The organism is Flavihumibacter cheonanensis (genome assembly GCF_022352215.1).
GTDB lineage: Bacteria > Bacteroidota > Bacteroidia > Chitinophagales > Chitinophagaceae > Flavihumibacter > Flavihumibacter cheonanensis.
Map to the genome: position 1 here is coordinate 258,140 of NZ_JAKRWF010000004.1, position 18,542 is coordinate 276,681.

At 42.2% G+C, this 18,542-nt stretch carries 18 protein-coding genes; 6 read left to right on the forward strand and 12 right to left on the reverse strand.

Annotated elements, in window-relative coordinates; translation table 11 throughout:
• Positions 1-16 precede the first annotated feature (16 nt).
• The 5 genes from MD536_RS17500 to MD536_RS17520 all read left to right on the forward strand — a co-directional run bounded on the left by MD536_RS17500 (position 17) and on the right by MD536_RS17520 (position 8,565).
• The gene (locus tag MD536_RS17500; RefSeq protein ID WP_239602496.1) at positions 17-766 is read left to right on the forward strand and encodes a LolA-like protein; all 750 of its coding nucleotides are present in this window, start codon (positions 17-19) and stop codon (positions 764-766) included.
• 39 nt (positions 767-805) lie between these two features.
• On the forward strand, positions 806-1,528 hold the full coding sequence (locus tag MD536_RS17505) for a LolA-like protein (RefSeq protein ID WP_239602498.1): 723 nt from the start codon (positions 806-808) through the stop codon (positions 1,526-1,528).
• A gap of 61 nt (positions 1,529-1,589) precedes the next feature.
• Positions 1,590-4,670: a WD40/YVTN/BNR-like repeat-containing protein gene (locus MD536_RS17510; RefSeq protein ID WP_239602499.1), complete on the forward strand. Its 3,081-nt coding sequence runs from the start codon at positions 1,590-1,592 to the stop codon at positions 4,668-4,670.
• Between the two features lie 90 nt (positions 4,671-4,760).
• On the forward strand, positions 4,761-7,883 hold the full coding sequence (locus MD536_RS17515; protein ID WP_239602501.1) for a WD40/YVTN/BNR-like repeat-containing protein: 3,123 nt from the start codon (positions 4,761-4,763) through the stop codon (positions 7,881-7,883).
• Positions 7,884-7,896: 13 nt separating this feature from the next.
• Positions 7,897-8,565, forward strand: a complete 669-nt coding sequence (locus MD536_RS17520) for a hypothetical protein (protein WP_239602503.1) — start codon at positions 7,897-7,899, stop codon at positions 8,563-8,565.
• A 3-nt stretch (positions 8,566-8,568) separates the two neighbouring features.
• Here MD536_RS17520 and MD536_RS17525 read toward each other — a convergent pair whose 3' ends face one another.
• From MD536_RS17525 to MD536_RS17545, 5 genes are all read right to left on the reverse strand, one after another.
• A complete protein-coding gene (locus MD536_RS17525; protein WP_239602505.1) occupies positions 8,569-8,934 on the reverse strand; it encodes an iron chaperone in 366 nt (121 codons plus the stop codon).
• A gap of 73 nt (positions 8,935-9,007) precedes the next feature.
• Positions 9,008-9,487, reverse strand: coding sequence for a hypothetical protein (locus MD536_RS17530; RefSeq protein WP_239602507.1), 480 nt, complete (start codon positions 9,485-9,487; stop codon positions 9,008-9,010).
• Between the two features lie 13 nt (positions 9,488-9,500).
• Positions 9,501-10,409, reverse strand: a complete 909-nt coding sequence (locus MD536_RS17535) for a TraB/GumN family protein (protein ID WP_239602509.1) — start codon at positions 10,407-10,409, stop codon at positions 9,501-9,503.
• 8 nt (positions 10,410-10,417) lie between these two features.
• Entirely contained in the window at positions 10,418-11,143 is a 726-nt protein-coding gene (locus MD536_RS17540) for a 2'-5' RNA ligase family protein (protein ID WP_239602510.1), read from the reverse strand.
• A 56-nt stretch (positions 11,144-11,199) separates the two neighbouring features.
• Positions 11,200-12,255 (reverse strand): hypothetical protein, encoded by a 1,056-nt coding sequence (locus MD536_RS17545; protein WP_239602512.1) that lies wholly within the window; start codon positions 12,253-12,255, stop codon positions 11,200-11,202.
• 72 nt (positions 12,256-12,327) lie between these two features.
• Here MD536_RS17545 and MD536_RS17550 point away from each other — a divergent pair, with 72 nt between their 5' ends.
• Positions 12,328-13,116 (forward strand): hypothetical protein, encoded by a 789-nt coding sequence (locus MD536_RS17550; protein ID WP_239602514.1) that lies wholly within the window; start codon positions 12,328-12,330, stop codon positions 13,114-13,116.
• On the opposite strand, the gene MD536_RS17555 is transcribed toward MD536_RS17550, so the two are convergent.
• The 7 genes from MD536_RS17555 to MD536_RS22195 form a co-directional block, all read right to left on the reverse strand.
• On the reverse strand, positions 13,111-14,268 hold the full coding sequence (locus MD536_RS17555; protein ID WP_239602515.1) for a serine hydrolase domain-containing protein: 1,158 nt from the start codon (positions 14,266-14,268) through the stop codon (positions 13,111-13,113). The two genes, MD536_RS17550 and MD536_RS17555, sit on opposite strands and share 6 nt — an antisense overlap.
• A gap of 110 nt (positions 14,269-14,378) precedes the next feature.
• Entirely contained in the window at positions 14,379-14,933 is a 555-nt protein-coding gene (locus MD536_RS17560) for a cupin domain-containing protein (RefSeq protein WP_239602517.1), read from the reverse strand.
• 73 nt (positions 14,934-15,006) lie between these two features.
• A complete protein-coding gene (locus tag MD536_RS17565; protein ID WP_239602519.1) occupies positions 15,007-15,840 on the reverse strand; it encodes a helix-turn-helix domain-containing protein in 834 nt (277 codons plus the stop codon).
• A gap of 106 nt (positions 15,841-15,946) precedes the next feature.
• Entirely contained in the window at positions 15,947-16,924 is a 978-nt protein-coding gene (locus MD536_RS17570) for a hypothetical protein (protein ID WP_239602521.1), read from the reverse strand.
• 24 nt (positions 16,925-16,948) lie between these two features.
• Positions 16,949-17,572 (reverse strand): PEX28-32 family peroxisomal membrane protein, encoded by a 624-nt coding sequence (locus MD536_RS17575; protein WP_239602523.1) that lies wholly within the window; start codon positions 17,570-17,572, stop codon positions 16,949-16,951.
• 14 nt (positions 17,573-17,586) lie between these two features.
• Complete coding sequence (locus tag MD536_RS22190; RefSeq protein ID WP_369075811.1) at positions 17,587-17,871, reverse strand: GldL-related protein; 285 nt, start codon at positions 17,869-17,871, stop codon at positions 17,587-17,589.
• Entirely contained in the window at positions 17,774-18,538 is a 765-nt protein-coding gene (locus tag MD536_RS22195; RefSeq protein WP_369075812.1) for a cbb3-type cytochrome c oxidase subunit I, read from the reverse strand. The genes MD536_RS22190 and MD536_RS22195 overlap by 98 nt, the downstream gene beginning before the upstream one ends.
• Between the last annotated feature and the right edge of the window lie 4 nt (positions 18,539-18,542).

Consider the following 18,542-nt stretch of genomic DNA (forward strand, 5'->3'; position numbering starts at 1 on the left):
AATGAAATTGCGCACTATGACGAAAGGAACTGCTTTTACCTTACTCACCTGCCTGGTCTTTGGCTTTTTTACTGTCCAGGCACAAACGGTGGATGAGGTATTGGCCGGATATGAAAAAGCATTGGGAGGAAAAGAAAAACTGCAAACACTGAAATCGGTTTATATGGAAGGCGTGTCCATCGCCGGCAATGGAAATGAAATCACTTCCAAAATGACCAAAGTCGATGGGCAGTTGATGCGGTCTGAAATTAATTTTGGGATGGGTTCTTTTCAGGTAGTGCTTACTGATAAAGGCGGATGGGTTTCCAATCCGCGTAATGGCGGAAAGTTTGAACCTATGCCAGAAGACCGGCACAAAGCAGCTCTTGGTGAGCTGGATCTGATCGGACCACTTTATAATTATGCAGCCAAAGGCCATAAAGCTCAACTGGAGGGAAAGGAATCCATCAATGGAAAAGAAGCCTATAAAATCAAACTGACCCTCGCAAACGGAAATGAGATAACTTACTTCATTGACGCAACCAGTTACCTGCTGGTACGTGAGATCCGCAAGGGTGGAGGTATGTTTGGGGGCGGACAAAGAAGAGGCGCCAATGCCGATCAGCAACCCCAGGAGCTTATTACCGATTACAGCGATTACCAATCCACCCCGGAAGGTTTTTTATTCCCTTTTACTGTTAAACGCAACGGAATGGGGGGAGAAACCATCTATGAAAAGATCGAGGTGAACAAACCGGTAGATCCTAAGTTATATAAAGCAGAATAAGGACACACTCAAATACCACTATACATTAAACAGAAACACATGAAAGCATTGAAACTTGCATTTTTAGGAGCTGCTCTTTTGGGAACGATGACTGGATTTTCTCAAACAGCAGATGAGATCGCCAACAAGCATATTGACGCTATTGGCGGAAAGGATAACTGGAAAAAAATAAAGTCCGTGATTATGGACGGAACCATGAGCTTCCAGGGTATTGATATCGCCGTTACTACCACTTCCGTACACAATACCGGTAGCCGCCAGGACCTGAACATCATGGGACAGGCCAACTACATCATCATGACGCCCACTGCCGGATGGATGTATATGCCGGTACAGGGACAAACCAATGTAGAGCCCATGACAGAAGAAATGGTGAAAAAAGGTGCTGATGAACTGGATACCCAGGGTGCCCTGGTGGATTACAAGGAAAAAGGCCATAGCCTGGAATACCTCGGTAAAGAAGATGTAGAAGGAACAGAATGTCACAAACTGAAACTGACCCTGAAAGGCGGAAAAGTAACTACTTACTTTATCGATCCTTCTTCTTTCCTGTTGCTCAAGTCTACTGCCAAGCAGGAAGTAAACGGACAGGAAATGGAAATGACTACCGGTTACAGCAACTACCAGAAATTACCGGAAGGTATCTCCATGCCAATGACCATCAGTGTGCCACTCGGACCAGGCATGAACGCTGACATGGTGATAAGCAAAATTCAAATCAACAAGGAAGTGCCAGCAACAACCTTCCAACCTGCCAAATAATTGACCGACTCCTGAAGCCCGGTTCATCCGGGCTTTTTTTTTCCTGACCAAAACACACAAGATGAAACAACTGCTTCTATCTATTTGCGTTTGTTCTATATCGTTAGTATCCTTCTCTCAGTCTAATGTTAACTCCGCCACCTTCGGCATGCTGGAAGCCCGCTGGCTTGGCCCAGGTACCATGAGTGGCCGTATTACTGCTATTGAAGGCGTGAACAAAGATGGCAAAACACTATACATAGGAACTGCCGGTGGCGGCATCTGGAAATCCACCAATGCAGGCGCTTCTTTTAAACCCATTTTTGATCGCTATTGCCAGAGTATTGGTGCCCTTGCCATTGACCAGTCCAAGCCAACAGTCGTGTATGCAGGTACTGGTGAAAGCAATATGCGGAACTCAGTTTCGATCGGTAATGGTTTATATAAATCAACCGATGCCGGCGATAACTGGACGAAGATCGGGCTGGATTCCACTGAGCATATTTCCAAAATCGTGATTGACCCCTCCAACTCCAACATTGTTTATGTAGCTGCTCCTGGTCCGCTTTGGAGTGATAGTGAACACCGGGGTTTGTATAAATCAACAGACGGTGGTAAAACCTGGACGAAATCCCTCTATATTTCAGATAAGGCAGGTTGTGCCGATGTGAGCCTGGATCCCAATAATCCCAATATTGTGTATGCCACTACCTGGGAATTTCGTCGCCTTCCTTACCTGTTTAATTCAGGAGGAAAAGGATCCGGCATTTTCAAATCAATGGATGGTGGTAAAACCTGGAAAGAACTCACTAATGGATTACCTGCTAAACCTTTTGGAAGAACTGCCTTAGCCCTTGCACCCAGCGCTCCGGAGAACCTGATCGCCATTGTGGAAGCAAAGGATACCAAAATGTATATCTCAAAAGATGGTGGCGAAAGCTGGAAAGAACAAAGTGCTACCCTCAATGTGGTATCCAGACCATTCTATTTCAGCACACTCGTAATTGATCCCAAAGATCCTAAGCGTGTTTATCGTCCGGCTTTCTCTTTCAGCTATTCCGATGATGGCGGTTATTCTTTTGCCGAAGCATCAGGAGAAGGGGGTTGGGTACATTCAGATCACCACGCCCTCTGGATCAATCCGAATAATACCAACCAATTATACCTCGGTACCGATGGTGGTGTATATATTAGCCTGGATAGAGGTGTTACCTGGATCTTTGTATCCAACCTCCCAGTCGGACAGTTTTACCATGTTGCAGTTGACAACCGCGAGCCGTATAATATTTATGGCGGCCTGCAGGATAACGGTTCCTGGTATGCGCCATCTGCTAAACCCAATGGAGTTAACAATGGCGACTGGACCGCGATTTATGGAGGGGATGGTTTCTGGACAGTGCCGGATCCTACAGACCCCAATATTGCGTATGCAGAATACCAGGGTGGAAATATGGCGCGGGTAGATTTGCGTACCCTGAAATCTGTTTCCATCAAACCACAGGCTGCAGCTGCTGATGGCAAACTGCGCTGGAACTGGAATACACCGATTCACACGGGACAAAAAAATCCAAAGAACCTGTACACAGGTGCACAGTATCTATTCAAAAGCACCGACCAGGGAAGAAACTGGGTGCGTATTTCACCAGACCTTACTACCAATGATAAGAAAAAACAGGAGCAGGATAACAGTGGTGGCTTAAGTGCTGATAATACCTCTGCAGAAAATCATACCACCATCTTTGCGATTGCAGAATCTCCGCTGGATGAAAATATCATCTGGGTAGGTACTGATGATGGTAACCTGCAATACACAACCGATGGTGGTAAAACATGGACAAATGTTGCTGCCAATGTTGCTGCAGCCGGCCTCCCAGCCCAAACCTGGGTAAGCAGTGTAGAGCCATCGCGTTTTGATAAACAGGTAATCTATGCCAGCTTTGATAATCACATGTATGGAGATCATAAAACCTATCTCGGAAAATCCTCCGACATGGGTAAAACCTGGACTCTTTTCAAAAGTGAGGAATTCACCGGCTTTGCGCATAAGATCAAAGAAGATCTGGTAAACAAGGACCTGCTTTTTGCCGGAACTGAAATGGGAATGTTTGCTTCGGTTACAGGTGGACGTGAGTGGTTCAGAATGAAGAACAGAATTCCCGAATATGCATTGGTGAGAGATATTGTGATTCATCCGAAAACACATGATCTCATTCTTGGTACCCATGGCCGGGGTGTGATTGTGGTTGATGATATTCGCCCGATGCGTGAACTCGCTGGTGAAACTTCCAACAAACCCGTGCATATTTTTGCCCTGGCACCTCAGCCCATCCGGGATGGCCAGTTTGGTAATGGAGGCTTTCCTCCAACTGGTGGCTGGTCGGCTGGAAATCCGGCAGGCATTCCGCCCATTCAGTATTACCTGAAAGACCGGATCATGTCAGGTGATGTGAAAGTGGAAATCTTTAATGATAAGGGAGAACTGATCCAGAGTATGCCGGGCTCCAAACGCAAAGGTGTAAACAAAGTGTACTGGAACCAGCGCATGACACCTAATAAGTCTGCAGCCGGCGGTACTAAAATGGATCGGGGAGGTATGGTGGCGCCACAGGTATTACCAGGTACCTACACGTTGAAATTAACCGTAGGGAAAGAAGAATACAAGCAGCCGATTGTATTGGTGCATGATGTTGATAACACAACGTATAGCATGGAGGATCGCCTTGCACAACACAAAGTATCCATGGAATTGTACAACATGCAGAAAGACCTGAACGGACTGATTGAAGAAGTAAACGGTGAGCAGAAATTACTCAAGGAAAGTGGAGAAAAAATCAAAAGTGAAAAAGTAAAAAAACTGTTGAAGACCTACAATCAATCACTGGAAGAATTCAGGGCAGGCTTACTGGCCACTAAACAAACCAGTATTTTTGCAGATGAAGAACAGTTGAGAGAGCGGTTGACTGAATTGTACACAACCATTGCCGGTAATGAGGCGAGGCCAAGTAATCTTCAATTGGAGCGATTGCAATCTCTCCAGGGAGAACTCTCTGCTGCCAAAGCCAAACATGCTGCCATCAGCAAGCAGTATGCCGATAAAGTTCGGCAGGCCATGGCAAAAGAAGGCGTTACAACCCCGGCGCTAAAAACTACGTCTGTTAAATAGTTTTTTTGTATCAGGTAACCTTGGCTGGTCGGCAGATGCTGACCAGCCATTTTTTTTAGTACTTTGAATACCTGATTTAAATACCTACACATGAGAAAATTACTGTTAGTAGCCTGTTTGCTGCCGGGTCTTCTGGCTCAGTCGCAGCGTAAAAAAACAGTGGCTGCAACCAAGGCTCCCAACTACGATTCGCTTTTATTTGCCAACACCCAATACCGGCTAATCGGTCCCTGGCGGGGCGGAAGATCTGCCGCGGTGGCGGGCTCCTTTACCAACCGGCAAACCTTCTTCATGGGGGCAACCGGTGGCGGACTCTGGAAAACCACCGATGGAGGCAGCAACTGGACTAATATCTCCGACAAATACAATATCGCCAACATTGGTGCGATTGCCCTGGCACCCAGTGATGAGCAGATCATGTATGTTGGTGAAGGCGAGAACACACTCAGAGGCAATGTGGCAGAAGGTCTGGGTGGTATCTGGCGCTCCGATGATGGAGGCCGGACCTGGCAGAACAGAGGATTGAAAGATGGGCGGCACATCATTCGTATCCTGGTGCATCCCCGCAATCCGGATATCGTTTGGGCGGGAGTGATAGGTCATCTCTTTGGGCCGAATGAAGAAAGGGGTGTATTCAAATCAACCGATGGAGGTAAAACCTGGAAGCGCACCCTCTTTGTCAACAATCAAACCGGGGTAAGTGACCTGGTGATGGATCCAACCAATCCATCTATTATGTATGCCGGCACCTGGAGAATCATACGCACACCGTATAGTTTGGAAAGTGGAGGTGAAGGAAGTGGTTTGTGGAAATCTACCGATGGCGGAGAAACCTGGACCAATATCACGGCCTCCAAGGGCCTCCCCAAAGGCGTATGGGGAATTGTTGGGGTAGCCATCGCGCCTTCCAATCCGGATAAAGTAGTTGCCCTGATTGAAAATGAAAATGGCGGTTTGTATACCAGTACAGATGCGGGTAAAACCTGGAGCCTGACCAGCAGTGATAACAATATCCGCCAGCGTGCCTGGTATTATACCAAAGTGTTCATCGATCCCAAAAATGAAAATGTGATCTATGCACCGAATGTTGGTTTCATGCGCAGCAGGGATGGAGGTAAAACCTTTCAGGGGATCCGCACGCCACACAGTGATCACCACGATTTATGGATTGATCCAAAAGATCCGAATCGTATGATTGTAGCAGATGACGGAGGCGGACAGGTAAGTTATGATGGAGGCAATAGCTGGAGTACCTATATGAACCAGCCTACTGCACAGATCTATCGGGTGAGTACAGACAATAGTTTCCCTTATCGAATTTTGGGAGCGCAGCAGGATAACTCTACGTTTCGCATTCGGCACAGAAGTTATGGTTCGGTTATATCTGACCGTGACTGGGAAGAAACAGCCGGAGCAGAAAGTGGATATGTAGTTGCCGATCCTTTGAATCCGGATATTGTATACGGAGGAAATTACGGCGGTTATCTATCACGGCTAGATCACAAAACAGGAGAGAACAGGGCCATCACTGTTTGGCCGGATAACCCCATGGGCGCGGGTGCCGATGTATTGAAATATCGTTTCCAGTGGAACTTCCCGATCTTCTTTTCTCCGCATAACCCCAAACGTTTGTATTGCGCGGGTAATGCTTTGTTTGTAACCGAGAATGAAGGTGCGAGCTGGGAGCAGATCTCTCCGGATCTGACTACCAATGATAAATCTAAACAGGGCCCAAGTGGTGGCCCTATCACAAAAGACAATACCAGTGTTGAATATTATTGTACCATTTTTACGGCAGCAGAAAGTGCGCTGGAAAAAGATCTGTTGTGGACAGGGTCGGATGACGGACTCGTACATGTAAGTAAGGATGGAGGTAAAAACTGGACCAATGTTAGTCCGGCTGGTGCCCCTAAATGGATCATGTGGAATGCAATCGAAACACATCCCACCAAGAAAGGAGTAGCCTATATCACCGGCACCCGGTACAAGCTGGATGATTTTGAACCTTATGTGTATAAGACAACTGATTATGGGGTTAGCTGGACGCGCATCACGCGTGGTATTGATCCGCTGCATTTTACCAGGGTGGTACGTGCGGATCACAAACGCGATGGCTTACTTTATGCAGGAACAGAATACGGCATGTATATCAGTTATGATGATGGCGCCAACTGGAGAAAATTTCAGTTGAATTTGCCGGAAGTGCCGATTACTGATTTGACCATCAAAGACAATGACCTGATTGTGGCTACACAAGGAAGAGCATTCTGGGTACTGGATGATTTAACCAAGGTGCAGGCCTATGATCCTGCAGTGGTGAATAAGGCATTGCATGTATTCCCGGTTCGGGAAACCTGGAGAATTCGTGCAGCAGGAGGATTCCGTGGAGCAACACCTGTGAATGCAGGAATGAATCCCCCAACCGGAGCCGTGATCAATTTTTATGCAGCCAACGTTACGGATTCAACAAAAGCGAGTGTAACCATCCTGGATAAACAAAAGGCGGTGGTAAAAACCTTCTCTACCCAATCAAAAGAAGACAAACTGGAATTGAATCCGGGTATGAACCAACTGGTTTGGAATCTCCTGTATCCGGAAGGGAAAAAAGTTGACGGAATGATTCTTTGGAATGGTGTGCCGGGTAGTATCCTGGCGCCTCCCGGTAATTATTTTGCAAGAGTAAAAATTGGCAACGATTCAACAGAAGTTCCCTTTATAGTGAAAGCCGATCCCAATTACAAAGTGTCAACGGCAGATTATGAAGCGCAGTTTGATTTCCTCAAGCAGGTGCAGGGTACATTTAATGAGGTACAGCAGGCCATTTTGGATATTCGTAGCCTGAGAAACCAGATCAATGATTTTACAGGCAGACAGGGTAAAGGCATTCCGGCGGAAGTGAAGCAGCAGGCGGATACCATCAACAAACAGTTGACCAAAGTGGAGGAAGCGCTGTATCAGACTAAGGCGAAAAGTTTCCAGGATGTGTTGAATTTCCCGATCCGGATCAATGATAAATTATCCGGTGTATTTGATGCAGCGAACAGTGGAAATATGGCGCCTAGTAAACAGGCGAAAGATGTGTATGCGGATCTGAAGCAGCAGGCGCAGGTGGAATTGAACCGGTTGGAGCAATTGAAGTCGGGACCCATAGCCGAATTCAACAAGCTGATCCGGGAGAAGAGTCTGCCTGTGATTGGGATCAAACCTGACTAATAATAATAGCGATATGCGATTACTGAATTCAGGAGAGCGTGCGTTTTGTAACCAGTTAGCTGGTTACAAAACGCCGCATTTTTATTTTGGTGAGCTGGTGGATCAGCGGTTGAAAAATGCGGCGGTAAGAGTAGATACGGCTAACAGAAAAGTATCACTGCTTTTGCCTATTGGTTCAAAAGAAGAATCAGAGCGACTCCGGTTTGAAGCGATAGCAGAATTAATTGTAATGATTTCTGTATTGGAATTATTGGAAAAAGATGGTTATGTTTTGTTATTTAGGGTGTCGGGCAGAACCCAGGAAGTATATGAATTTGGCAGAAAGGATTTAGAACCAGGCAATATAGAGGAGGTACCCGTCATTGACGACCGGACGCTTACCTTGTTATGTAAGTACAGCCGAAAGGACATTATCCCAACCGATGAATTCAGACGTTTTTGCAGTAGAGGGTTTATTGCAAGAGATGAGCAGCGCTTTCAGCGGCAGATTTATTTCACTGTATCCGCGCTTGCTGTTTCAACGATCTTGTTGTTATTGAATCTGGCTTTTACGTTCTGGCCAAAAATGACGGGAGAGTCAAAGAAAACCCTGATCAAACTGGATTCGATGATTACCGATATTCATGAAATCCGGTCGACTCTTTTTCCGCTTAAGAAGCCCGATAGTTTACAGGTAAAATGAGTCTTATTTTTTGATGGATTTCATAGCTTTATTTTCTTTCGCTCTGAAAGCAGTGATCTTCTTCACCAGGTCCAGCGGCATTTTTTTATCATAGGGAAACTGAATAGCTCCCTTGGAAGTTGGATAGCCTTCCAGTTCCTTTTCAAAATGAGTGATTCCACTGGGGGCCGGATAAAATCCGATATGATTTTTATTGGCGGCAAAATGCACCAGGTTGCCATGGAGCACAAAAGTGGGTATGCCATATTTGATGGCTTCTGTAGCCTCCGGAGCAGCCTGCTGAATCGTTTTCCTCATTTGTTTTAAGAGCTCCTGTATCTTCTGCGGAAAACCGGCGATATACGCGTCAATGGATTCAACTGTTTTCATGTTGAAGTGGTTTCCGCTAAGCTAACGCTGATTTTCAAAAAGCAGCAGGTGTAGTTCCGTCAAATAAGGGGTGTTAAAACCGCTTTCCATAAGAGAACCCGATATAGGGCAACGTATAACCATCATAAGTGGCAATAAAAGCACCCAAATTGATCCTCCACATATAATTGTTTCGGGTGTGTTTGCGAAATCCGAAAGTGGGCATGAATACATGATCTATTTCTATATCCACCTGGTTTTTTTGCGGTCTTTCATAAGTGAGGACAGGCGTAAGTCCCAATGCACCTTCCAGGAACTGGTACTCATTCTTTAGCGGAATAAGATAATTGATTGCGATGGGTATGGTAAGAGCTGGATCATACTCATGATAGAATCCCAATCCTGCGCGCATCCCAAATCCTGGTTTTTTGGAAAACTGGCGTTCGTAATTAAAGGATCCAAACAGTCCATTACCACCGGCTTCAAAATAGGTAAAATTGCGGGAGAAGGAAGATTGCGCCTGTGCGGCAAAGATAAGCCCCATGCTTAGGAGCAGCAGTGTACATTTTCTCATAGTGTGAATAAGGTTATCTATCTAAATTAATACATCCTTTACAATCTTGCAAATACAAAGGCATAAACTTAACACTATACCCCTTCCTTCTATAGTACTCGAGCAACCCATCCTGCTCTTCCAGGAGCAGATCAATTCCTGCCAGTATCAAATTCTTAGTCGCAGCGGTTCGGTCTATTTCACCTTTCCAATAGTGTGCTCTCCGATTCAGTAACTGAAACCATTCTGCCGGATGGGCTTTTATCTTTTCCCGCAAGCCCGCTTTCAGGCAAGCTGTATCCTGCTTTAGATAACAATCCCGCCGCTCTTTTAACTCCTGCACATAAGCACTATCATTTCGCGTCAGTTGCAGCAGCCAGGCCGGCGGATACAATCTTGCCAATGCTTCAAATGCTCCCTGGGTTAAAGCAGGCTGATCCAGGTTGTAAATGCGTTTTCCTTTCTTCTCTGCCTCGCGCAACAAATACCTGTCGGGTTTGATATACTGCTCATTCCCATACCGGATCTGCTGATCCATCACAATCGGTATATAATAGCTGAGTTGTTTGAATACCCTTTTCTTAATTCCAAATCTGGAGTGATAATAGGCATATACTTTTCCTGCTTCTCCCCGGCCCATAACATCTTCCAGTCGCTGTTGGTTGGGATAAGACATCATCCGGTTTCTTTCTTTCGCATGCACCAGTGGACGCAGTCCCTTGTCTTCATAAACGCTTTCCGTAAATACGATTGCTACCTCATTAAGCAGGGAATCCAACAATGGCGTAAATCGAAACTGATCCTTCATAAGAACGCTGTAGGTGCCAATTAGGTAGGTGACCGTATCTCCACCCGGACTAACAGCTTTATAAATTACCTGGCAATTGCTTATAGTAGAAATGATCACGCAGCCAAAAACAAGTATATACTTTAAGCAACCCATATTATTCGTTATCGGGTGAAGGGCTCAGTTTTTCCTTCTTCATGAAGTTGAATCTCTTTGAGTATTCTTACTTTATCTTTTCGCATGAACCAATCATTGAAAACGAGCTCCAGCGTATCTACTGTCTGCATTCCAAAATCATAATTTTGAAATTCACGGATTTTATATATCCATGCAGGAATATTTTCAATAGGATATTGATATCGCACTACACTGGAATGAGCAGTGATAATAGTATATCGCTCATCAATGGAATGTAATAAACGGGAAGCTTTGAAAGCGGTACGTATATTTTCCCGGATATGGTTTAATTGATCGTCAACTGGATGGCCGCGGACCAAAACAGCTCCGGAAGAAAGGGTAACACCTTTGAATTCGAGCTGAAAGGGTGAACAATCGTACAAGCTGTTTGCAACAAGATTTATGTAGTCATCTGCCTGGATCTGGTTCAATTGAAATCCGGGAAGGCAGGATATTATCGTTAGCACTGTTACATGAATATCCGAGCTGGGATAATAGTATTGGTTAGGGTCGATCTTTTTTAAAGCATCTAGAAAGTCCTGTATATTTAAATTAATAGCCGGTGCCGGCCTGATGAGTAAGCTGATGCCATATCGGTTATCATACTGAGATAACAGGTGAGGGTCGACAGCATAGTTACCGGTTTCCAGCAAGGAAATACCAGTTTCCATCGACTGGTCATACCAGTCATCAGCCTGTTGATTCGGATGCATAGATTAAAGGTACAACTGAACGAATAACATTATGGCCAACTGCTTTATGAATATTTCTACTTCCGGATCTGAAAATAGTTATTAGGGCAGCTACCTGCTATAAAAAACTGATCTTTGAAAATTGCAGGAGTTGTCACGCACATCGGGCTTGGAAGGTCTTCTTTCATCCATGTTTTTCCACCATCAGAAGAGATAAGGAAAGTATGAATTACTCCAATTGGTCCAATATTATCTTGACTGGCACAGATTGCCATTATTGTATTGCCGAAAGCGAATACTTTATCAGGGATACATTGAGCGTATTGACCAAGATCAATTACTTCATATCCGGCATTCGTTACTTTCAGGATGGTTCCAATTTGATTGTGGTTTGCTGCAAAATACAAATGATCAGCATGCTTACTGTAATAGGAAAAAGAAATATAATAGCTTATGTCAAACGGAATTTCTTTTCTATATCCGGTTTTTACGTCTGTTAGTATATAGCCACTGTATGCTGCCGTTGCCGTATCCCTCCGGAAAGAAATAACCTGATTCTGTAGGATAGCAAATACGTCATTCCCAATGAAGGTTTGAATAGTATCAAATTTAGTATTGTGATACTGTATTAAATATCCATGGGTACTATCAGTTGTCAGCAATCTACCGTCCTTACTATTGTTAAACTGGGTATCCCGGATTCGGCCATACTTAGTAAGTATTAGCAAATTGATCCAGTCCTTTCCCTGGTTATTGCTCTGGACTAACATTGTGGTATCATTATACGTGTTAATTTCCAGGATCAATGTGTCTCCGAAAACAGTAATTTTATCAACAGAACCTGAATATGGTAAAGGAATTTGTTTCCAGTTCTTACCTTGATTTTCGGTTTTATATAGTACCGCTATTTCCTTGAAATTGATTTTCTCGTTATTCACAACTTCTAACCAGTCAAATCTTCTGCCACCAATATATCCAACCTCATCATTCTGAAATAGCATATCATTGTAGACCTCATCTTTGTCCGGAAGTCCATTAGCTGAAAACGCTGACCAGTTTGAATTTATACTACAAGAAATGGACAGTAAGAATAATAGTAAAATGCAATAGGACCTCTTTACTTGCTCATACATGTAATAAAAATAACGAACCTGATTTTTTAACGCATCAGGAAAGTCCAGTATTTTTAAAGGAAAGTCGCTCCAATGAAAAAAATGCTGTTTTTTATTTTGTTAGGTAATTCAACCCTGCTTTTTTCTCAGGAAACTAACAAACGATTGACCTTATCTGTTGCGCCTGCTTTTCCATTAGGCAAGTGGGCGGAAAAAGAGCAGCCAATTGAAAGCGCCGGATATGCTTCATCCGGGCAATCCTTTCACTTGCGCTATACCAATGATTTTTCGGCCAACTGGGGATGGTTTGCGATGCTGAAGGGGCAGCGGAATCAATTGAATGCAGATAAGTTGAGCGACTATCACAATAACAATCCGTTTCCCGTAGGCGGCCTGGTAGTGGGGCCTGGACCTGGCCCCGGACCACTACCCCCGGCTGAAGTGGATATTGAGAATTGGTCATTTAAGAAGAAAAACTGGATGACCGCTACTGCAATGGGAGGGTTCTACCGGATCATTCCTGCTGGTAAGCGATCGGTGTTCCTGCCTGAACTGGGACTTGGATTGATCTACGCCAAACTGCCCGATTTCCTGGGTACTGCGCAGGATGGAAACAGACGCGCTTCACTTACCCGAAAAGGTAAACATGGAGTGGGATTGGCCTATTCAGTCGGACTGAATGCCAGGCATCACTTGAATGCGAAATACGATATCTTCAGCAGCCTGGCTTATTTTGGATCTTCCGCCGTAAAATTTAATAAGGTCAGCACTACCCGCTTTTATACTGATGGTACAACAGTGGCACAAACAGTACGAACAATAGATCACCAGCAGGTGTTTGCCTCACTGAATTTGTATATAGGAGTGGGGATTAAATTATAGCTTAATCATGTTGTTGACAATCTTATCAGCTATATGCCCCAGTTCTGTCTGAGCTGTATTGTCGGCCTGATTCGTTAGGAGTACAATTGCAATAGCAAGTTCTGGATAAATCACAGCATAACTGGAAAACCCAAATGTTCCTCCACTTTGCCAAATTTTCTTCTGTTTTTTGGAGGTTATTGTTTCCTGCCAGTTCAGTCCAATCGCATACTGGTTAATATCCCCTGTGGTAACTTGATGAGAGAGTGCTACTACTTCATTTGTTTCGTCCAAATGAAACTTTAAATACTGTAGCATATCAGGAATAGTGGAAAATATTCCTCCGGCAGCATCCAGGTTTTCAGGAATATAAGGCATAAAATTGCCTTTACTATTATACCCTTTTGCTAAATGCTTTACTTTAACCTCTTTGTATCGGGAAGTGGTATGCTTCATTTTTAATGGTTGTAAGAGGTAGATCTTTAATAGGTCTGCAAATGATTTTTGATACACGCGTTCCAGTATGTATTTCAACAGCTGGGGACTCGAATTGGAATATCGGAATTTGTAACCGGGAATGGTATCAAGCTTTACGTTGTGCAAATCGTTTAAAAAATCCTGTTTTGAGTAATTGTTGAGTATCCTAGAAAGAACAAAAGGCAGGCTATCTGAACTAGTAGTTTGGAATAGACCTGGATTATCCGGAAGAAAATTGGGCAGTCCTGAAATATGACTTACAAGATGTCCTACCCGAATAGGTTGTCCCTGATATGCTAGATTGGGGTAATCGCCATCAAGGTACATACGAACATCATCTTCTAATTTCAGTTTTTTATCTTTTACTGCCTGGGCAAGCAATGTACCGGTGAAAGTTTTTGATATGGATCCTATTTCATAAATGGTTTTATTTGTTGGTAAAACCTGCTTTTCTTGTTGGGTAGAACCATAATGATAGGTGATCGTTTCATTGTTATGGTAAATGCCAACAGAAAGTCCAAGTCTTGCAGTATTGCTTAAATAGGTTCTTGCAGCCTGATGGATAAGAGAATCGGTACTTGTTGTTAATTGATTAGTATACTGAAAATCTTTTTTGACAGTTTGTGCTTGTAAACTAAATGAAAGATTGGTTTGAGTTAGAAAAGAAATAAGCACAAAAAGTAGATATTTCTTCATGTCATAGCGGAAATACAAGGTATTCAGTTTTACGCAAGGTATCGGGTTTTTATATGTTGCCAGGGTCAAATATGCGTCATATCTGGCCAATCTGCTGAACTGTGGACCTTTTATAGCCCCAGGGGTAGTCCAACTACTAGCATTTCATGGTCAGCAAATAATTTAGCTCCTTCTTCAGGAGTTGGCTGGCCTTTGAATGTAGCGAGCTTTCTGAAATAGTCTTCCATTTTTCCAGATGGCTGGAACATAAAGAACATTTTCCCTTTTTCGGAGGTTTGAGCAAAAGTGTGCGGTACGTTTCTCGGTAAAAAGATAGTATCTCCCTTTGAAAGTTTATGAAGTTCATCACCAACCTTAAACGTATACTCCCCTTCAATTATAAAGAAAATTTCATCCTGTTTAGGATGCACATGTAATGGTGGACCACCCTGAACATTCCCAGTATATTCAAATAGGGTGAGTTGTCCATCGGTGTCCTTTCCGGACACTTTGATATCATTAGGGCTGGTACCACCAAAAAGTAAGGTTGTTTCCTTGAACCTGCTTTCATTGGCTTTTACAACAAAGCCATGGTCGGTTCGGCTTTCCTGGAGATGCAACTCACGCCCAAATGTTACGGCAGGAATTGCTGCTGCCGCAGTTGTAATAAATTTTCTTCTTTGCATATAGAAATGGTTGAGGTTTAATGCAAAGAAATATCGATCAAGACTGAAAATGGTGGTACAAATCCGACAACTTTTAATAGGTATCCGCGGCTCCGAATAAGCGTTCCGGAGCATTGCTGTCTATTTCATGAAACTGGTTGGGGGAGAATCCGGTTAACTCTTTATAATCTCTGGCCAGGTGTTGATAGTCGTAGTAACCGCAGGTTATGGCAATGGTAAACCAATCTAATTGAGGATTTTTATTTTTCATTCTGAAAGCATTTTCAAACCGCATCACCTTTAAAAAGTATTTGGGTGAAACTCCCATCCGCAGTTTAAATTGTCTTTCAAATTGACGGGTCGACAGGTAGGAGGATTTAGCTAATTCGTCAACTCCTGGAATAAAGTCGTTGGAAAAAAGATTTGTACTGGCAATATCTATAGCGTGCACAGCATAAGAACGCCGTTTAAATTCATTGAACAGAAAAGCTTCTACTACCTGGATCATGTCAGCAAAACACTTGCAATCATTGATCTTATCATTTACAAACTTGATTTCTTGTGAAAATATCGTTTGAGCATCGATGTATTGATTGGTCAGCTGGTGGGAGGGGATACCAGTTAATCGAAACAACCCGCCAGGTTTAAATACAACCTGTAGCAAGAGAAAATTATTCCCTACAAATCGGTTGGTGACTTCTGTTTGTTGTCCGAATAGTACAGTGGCAAGATTTCCGGTTTTTGTTCCGGCATGTTGGTACTCCACCGTTTCACAATCTCTTGCATAGAAACTCAGACAATGTTCGGGCCTGGGTGGATAAGCTTTTAAAGGAAGCGCTCCATCTGATTTATAGTCGTAGTGTACCAATCGGATAGTCCGAATGAATTCAGCAATAGTTAAACCGGGTTTATATTCCTGAAGTACCATTTACAAGCACCTGAAGTTGAGATGTTCCTTTTTCCGAAACCTATGCCTACTAAAGATATGCTGATTGTTTTGAATGTAAAATAGTTACAATAAAAGAGGGATATATTCAATTCTTTTCGGTCATGAGTTCAGTTAACCCCATAGGAGATAGTACGCTAATGTTTCCAGTTGCGTCAGTCGTAATTCTTATTTTGGTGAATTTTCCTTTATAATACCAAAAGTAGTCGGTAGAAATCCGTTGGTCGTGTTCCTGGTAATATTGTTCAACGATTGATTTGGTGAATTGTATGAACTTTACAAAATCAACCGGTTTGTTTTTGCTTATGGTGCAGATATTTACGAGCCCTTTATTTGGCATAGCAACAACAGATCCCCATTCACCGACAAGTTCAGGGGAGTTATTTCTTAAGTCCAAAGCATAGCTCGCTGCATAATTTTCTTCTCCAATGAAGTTCAATTCAATTTCGGATCCGTCCATTTCATAAGATTTGGTTACTTTCTCAACCGGGTGTTTGTTGATATTATCCTGAGCTATTTTGAAAACTGTTGTGGTGTCCAGTTTCCAAAGATCAAACATTTTTTGTTCGACTGCAGTAAAAGCCCCTGGCAGATCCAGCATTAAAAGCGTGTAGGTTCCTTCCAGATCTATCCTTGCTATTAAATTGGAAACACCTCCAAATGAGCTTACTGTTTTTTCGGGGTAAATTCGAATGCTTAAGTACTTTTTTACAGATTCAAAATTATTCGGATCAATATTTTTCTGTTCATCAAGGGATGAAAATATATTATTAAAATGCTTCAGGATAACCTCTTTCCATAAGGACTTATCTTGTACTGCCACACATTTCCCGATCAAATTGTGCAGATTAAATATTTCTCCTGTTTTAAGATGGACGGCACCTTCTTTTACATAATCAATACTAAATCGTTTTGCTATTGTCGGAACAACAATATCAACTATTTTTTTGTAGTCATTTTTGCTGATAACCTTTTCGTATCCTTCAGGGATATCATAGGAAATTTGTTGTGAATAAGCAGGATTGCGTGCTAAAAAAAAGAGAAAAAGGAAAAGTAGTATGCGCATGGTAATTGAATTTATAAGTACTTTTTAGTCCAGATTTTGAAATTTTATAAGCTGCTTCTTAATTTTTTTCCTTAACACTGATATTTCTATTTCAGGGAAAAAGAAGTCTTCAAGTTTATGGATCTGCGGATTTATTTCTTTTAATGTACTTCGATTCAGATCTATCAATGTATAGTTGGTAAATAGCGAATTTGTTTTTGAATATTTGAAGAGATTCAATTTTTGATGTTCAATGATTTCTAGAATAAGTACTTTGCCTGGATTTGAATAATCGTTTTTCCCATTAAACACATGATCAAGCGTGTCATGAATAAAAATATTCATATTCAGTACAGGTGATAATTTAAACTGATCAATCATTACTTCCTCCAGCCAGCCCATAGTAATTTCCTGAGTCGGCCACTTTTCTAATTCTACCAGATGGTTAGTTGATTTAAGAATTGATCGCCCAAATAAACTAAATTGATCAGTTGCTTCTGTAATTAGATTTAAGGATTTACATGCTACTAAGCTTGCTATACTTATTCCAAGAACATCAACGGCAAACTTTATAAATGGATCATACAAATGCCAGGAATCAGGATTAAATTTTGTGTGCGGGATTAATAGAATAGATATTTCGCTATTGATTAGTGAGGTATCCTTCATGGATCGATTGGAGATTATTGATCTGCTATTCTTTTCCTCCCAATAAAAAAATAGATAAATCCTGTAAAACCGCCAAAAAGTATCAAAGCGATTGTCCACAGGTTCTTTGAAGTAGTACTAATTCGCGTGGATGTTCTTATTTCAATAATGGCAGTTATAATAAATATTAATGTAGCTAATATGCCTGTTATTAAAATGGCATTAGCCGCCTCGTAATGCATGATCTTTAAGTATGCCCCTGTAATGGCTAAAATAAAACTTGTAATAAAGCTCCATTTTACGATAGTACAAAGATTCATAAGTTGTCAAATTTTTATTTTTGTTGCTTGTCAGGGAATAACAAAAATTATAAAGAAATAGTAGCTGCGCACCAATGATAATAAGTATAAAAGTAGAAATGAAGCTGTTTTGTATGTTTAAATAATTTATTGCATCTGGACTACTGTAATCAATATACCGACGGGGATTAGTGGAGAATTGTATTTGTTGTATTGATATTTGCAGAATATTTAATCCCAGGTATGTTATCCAAAAATGGGCGGATCCTAACCATCGGTTCATCTTTCTTTTAAAAATTCTTTCAAACCAATGATAAATAGCTGCAAATATTGCAAAGATTAATACAACTAGCATTATGGGGTATGAATATGAAATCAAATAGTAGGTATCATGTAAATGAATATCCAGGGTGGAATTTATATTGGATAAAGGAAATAATAACAACAAGCTTAAATAGCTAATCAAGGCACCTGTAAACAGCATATCTGGTGTAATGCTGATATGTTTACCTATGAAGTTTTTGATCCACAGTATCAACCCTGTAGCTAGCAATAAAATCAATATAAATATAATGGATCCAATAAATAGATTCAAGCCAATAACTAAATGCTTCTGTGACCAAATTATCGCTAATGGGAAAAGATAAAAAAATATGGAAAGAAAAATAATGATAATTAATCTTTTCACAGGG

What these genes read in the sequence shown, in the direction of transcription:
- MD536_RS17500 (WP_239602496.1), top strand. Translation starts at nt 17, where the DNA reads ATGACGAAAGGAACTGCTTTTACCTTACTCACCTGCCTGGTCTTTGGC.
- MD536_RS17505 (WP_239602498.1), top strand. Translation starts at nt 806, where the DNA reads ATGAAAGCATTGAAACTTGCATTTTTAGGAGCTGCTCTTTTGGGAACG.
- MD536_RS17510 (WP_239602499.1), top strand. Translation starts at nt 1,590, where the DNA reads ATGAAACAACTGCTTCTATCTATTTGCGTTTGTTCTATATCGTTAGTA.
- MD536_RS17515 (WP_239602501.1), top strand. Translation starts at nt 4,761, where the DNA reads ATGAGAAAATTACTGTTAGTAGCCTGTTTGCTGCCGGGTCTTCTGGCT.
- MD536_RS17520 (WP_239602503.1), top strand. Translation starts at nt 7,897, where the DNA reads ATGCGATTACTGAATTCAGGAGAGCGTGCGTTTTGTAACCAGTTAGCT.
- MD536_RS17525 (WP_239602505.1), bottom strand. Translation starts at nt 8,934, where the DNA reads ATGAAAACAGTTGAATCCATTGACGCGTATATCGCCGGTTTTCCGCAG.
- MD536_RS17530 (WP_239602507.1), bottom strand. Translation starts at nt 9,487, where the DNA reads ATGAGAAAATGTACACTGCTGCTCCTAAGCATGGGGCTTATCTTTGCC.
- MD536_RS17535 (WP_239602509.1), bottom strand. Translation starts at nt 10,409, where the DNA reads ATGGGTTGCTTAAAGTATATACTTGTTTTTGGCTGCGTGATCATTTCT.
- MD536_RS17540 (WP_239602510.1), bottom strand. Translation starts at nt 11,143, where the DNA reads ATGCATCCGAATCAACAGGCTGATGACTGGTATGACCAGTCGATGGAA.
- MD536_RS17545 (WP_239602512.1), bottom strand. Translation starts at nt 12,255, where the DNA reads ATGTATGAGCAAGTAAAGAGGTCCTATTGCATTTTACTATTATTCTTA.
- MD536_RS17550 (WP_239602514.1), top strand. Translation starts at nt 12,328, where the DNA reads ATGAAAAAAATGCTGTTTTTTATTTTGTTAGGTAATTCAACCCTGCTT.
- MD536_RS17555 (WP_239602515.1), bottom strand. Translation starts at nt 14,268, where the DNA reads ATGAAGAAATATCTACTTTTTGTGCTTATTTCTTTTCTAACTCAAACC.
- MD536_RS17560 (WP_239602517.1), bottom strand. Translation starts at nt 14,933, where the DNA reads ATGCAAAGAAGAAAATTTATTACAACTGCGGCAGCAGCAATTCCTGCC.
- MD536_RS17565 (WP_239602519.1), bottom strand. Translation starts at nt 15,840, where the DNA reads ATGGTACTTCAGGAATATAAACCCGGTTTAACTATTGCTGAATTCATT.
- MD536_RS17570 (WP_239602521.1), bottom strand. Translation starts at nt 16,924, where the DNA reads ATGCGCATACTACTTTTCCTTTTTCTCTTTTTTTTAGCACGCAATCCT.
- MD536_RS17575 (WP_239602523.1), bottom strand. Translation starts at nt 17,572, where the DNA reads ATGAAGGATACCTCACTAATCAATAGCGAAATATCTATTCTATTAATC.
- MD536_RS22190 (WP_369075811.1), bottom strand. Translation starts at nt 17,871, where the DNA reads ATGAATCTTTGTACTATCGTAAAATGGAGCTTTATTACAAGTTTTATT.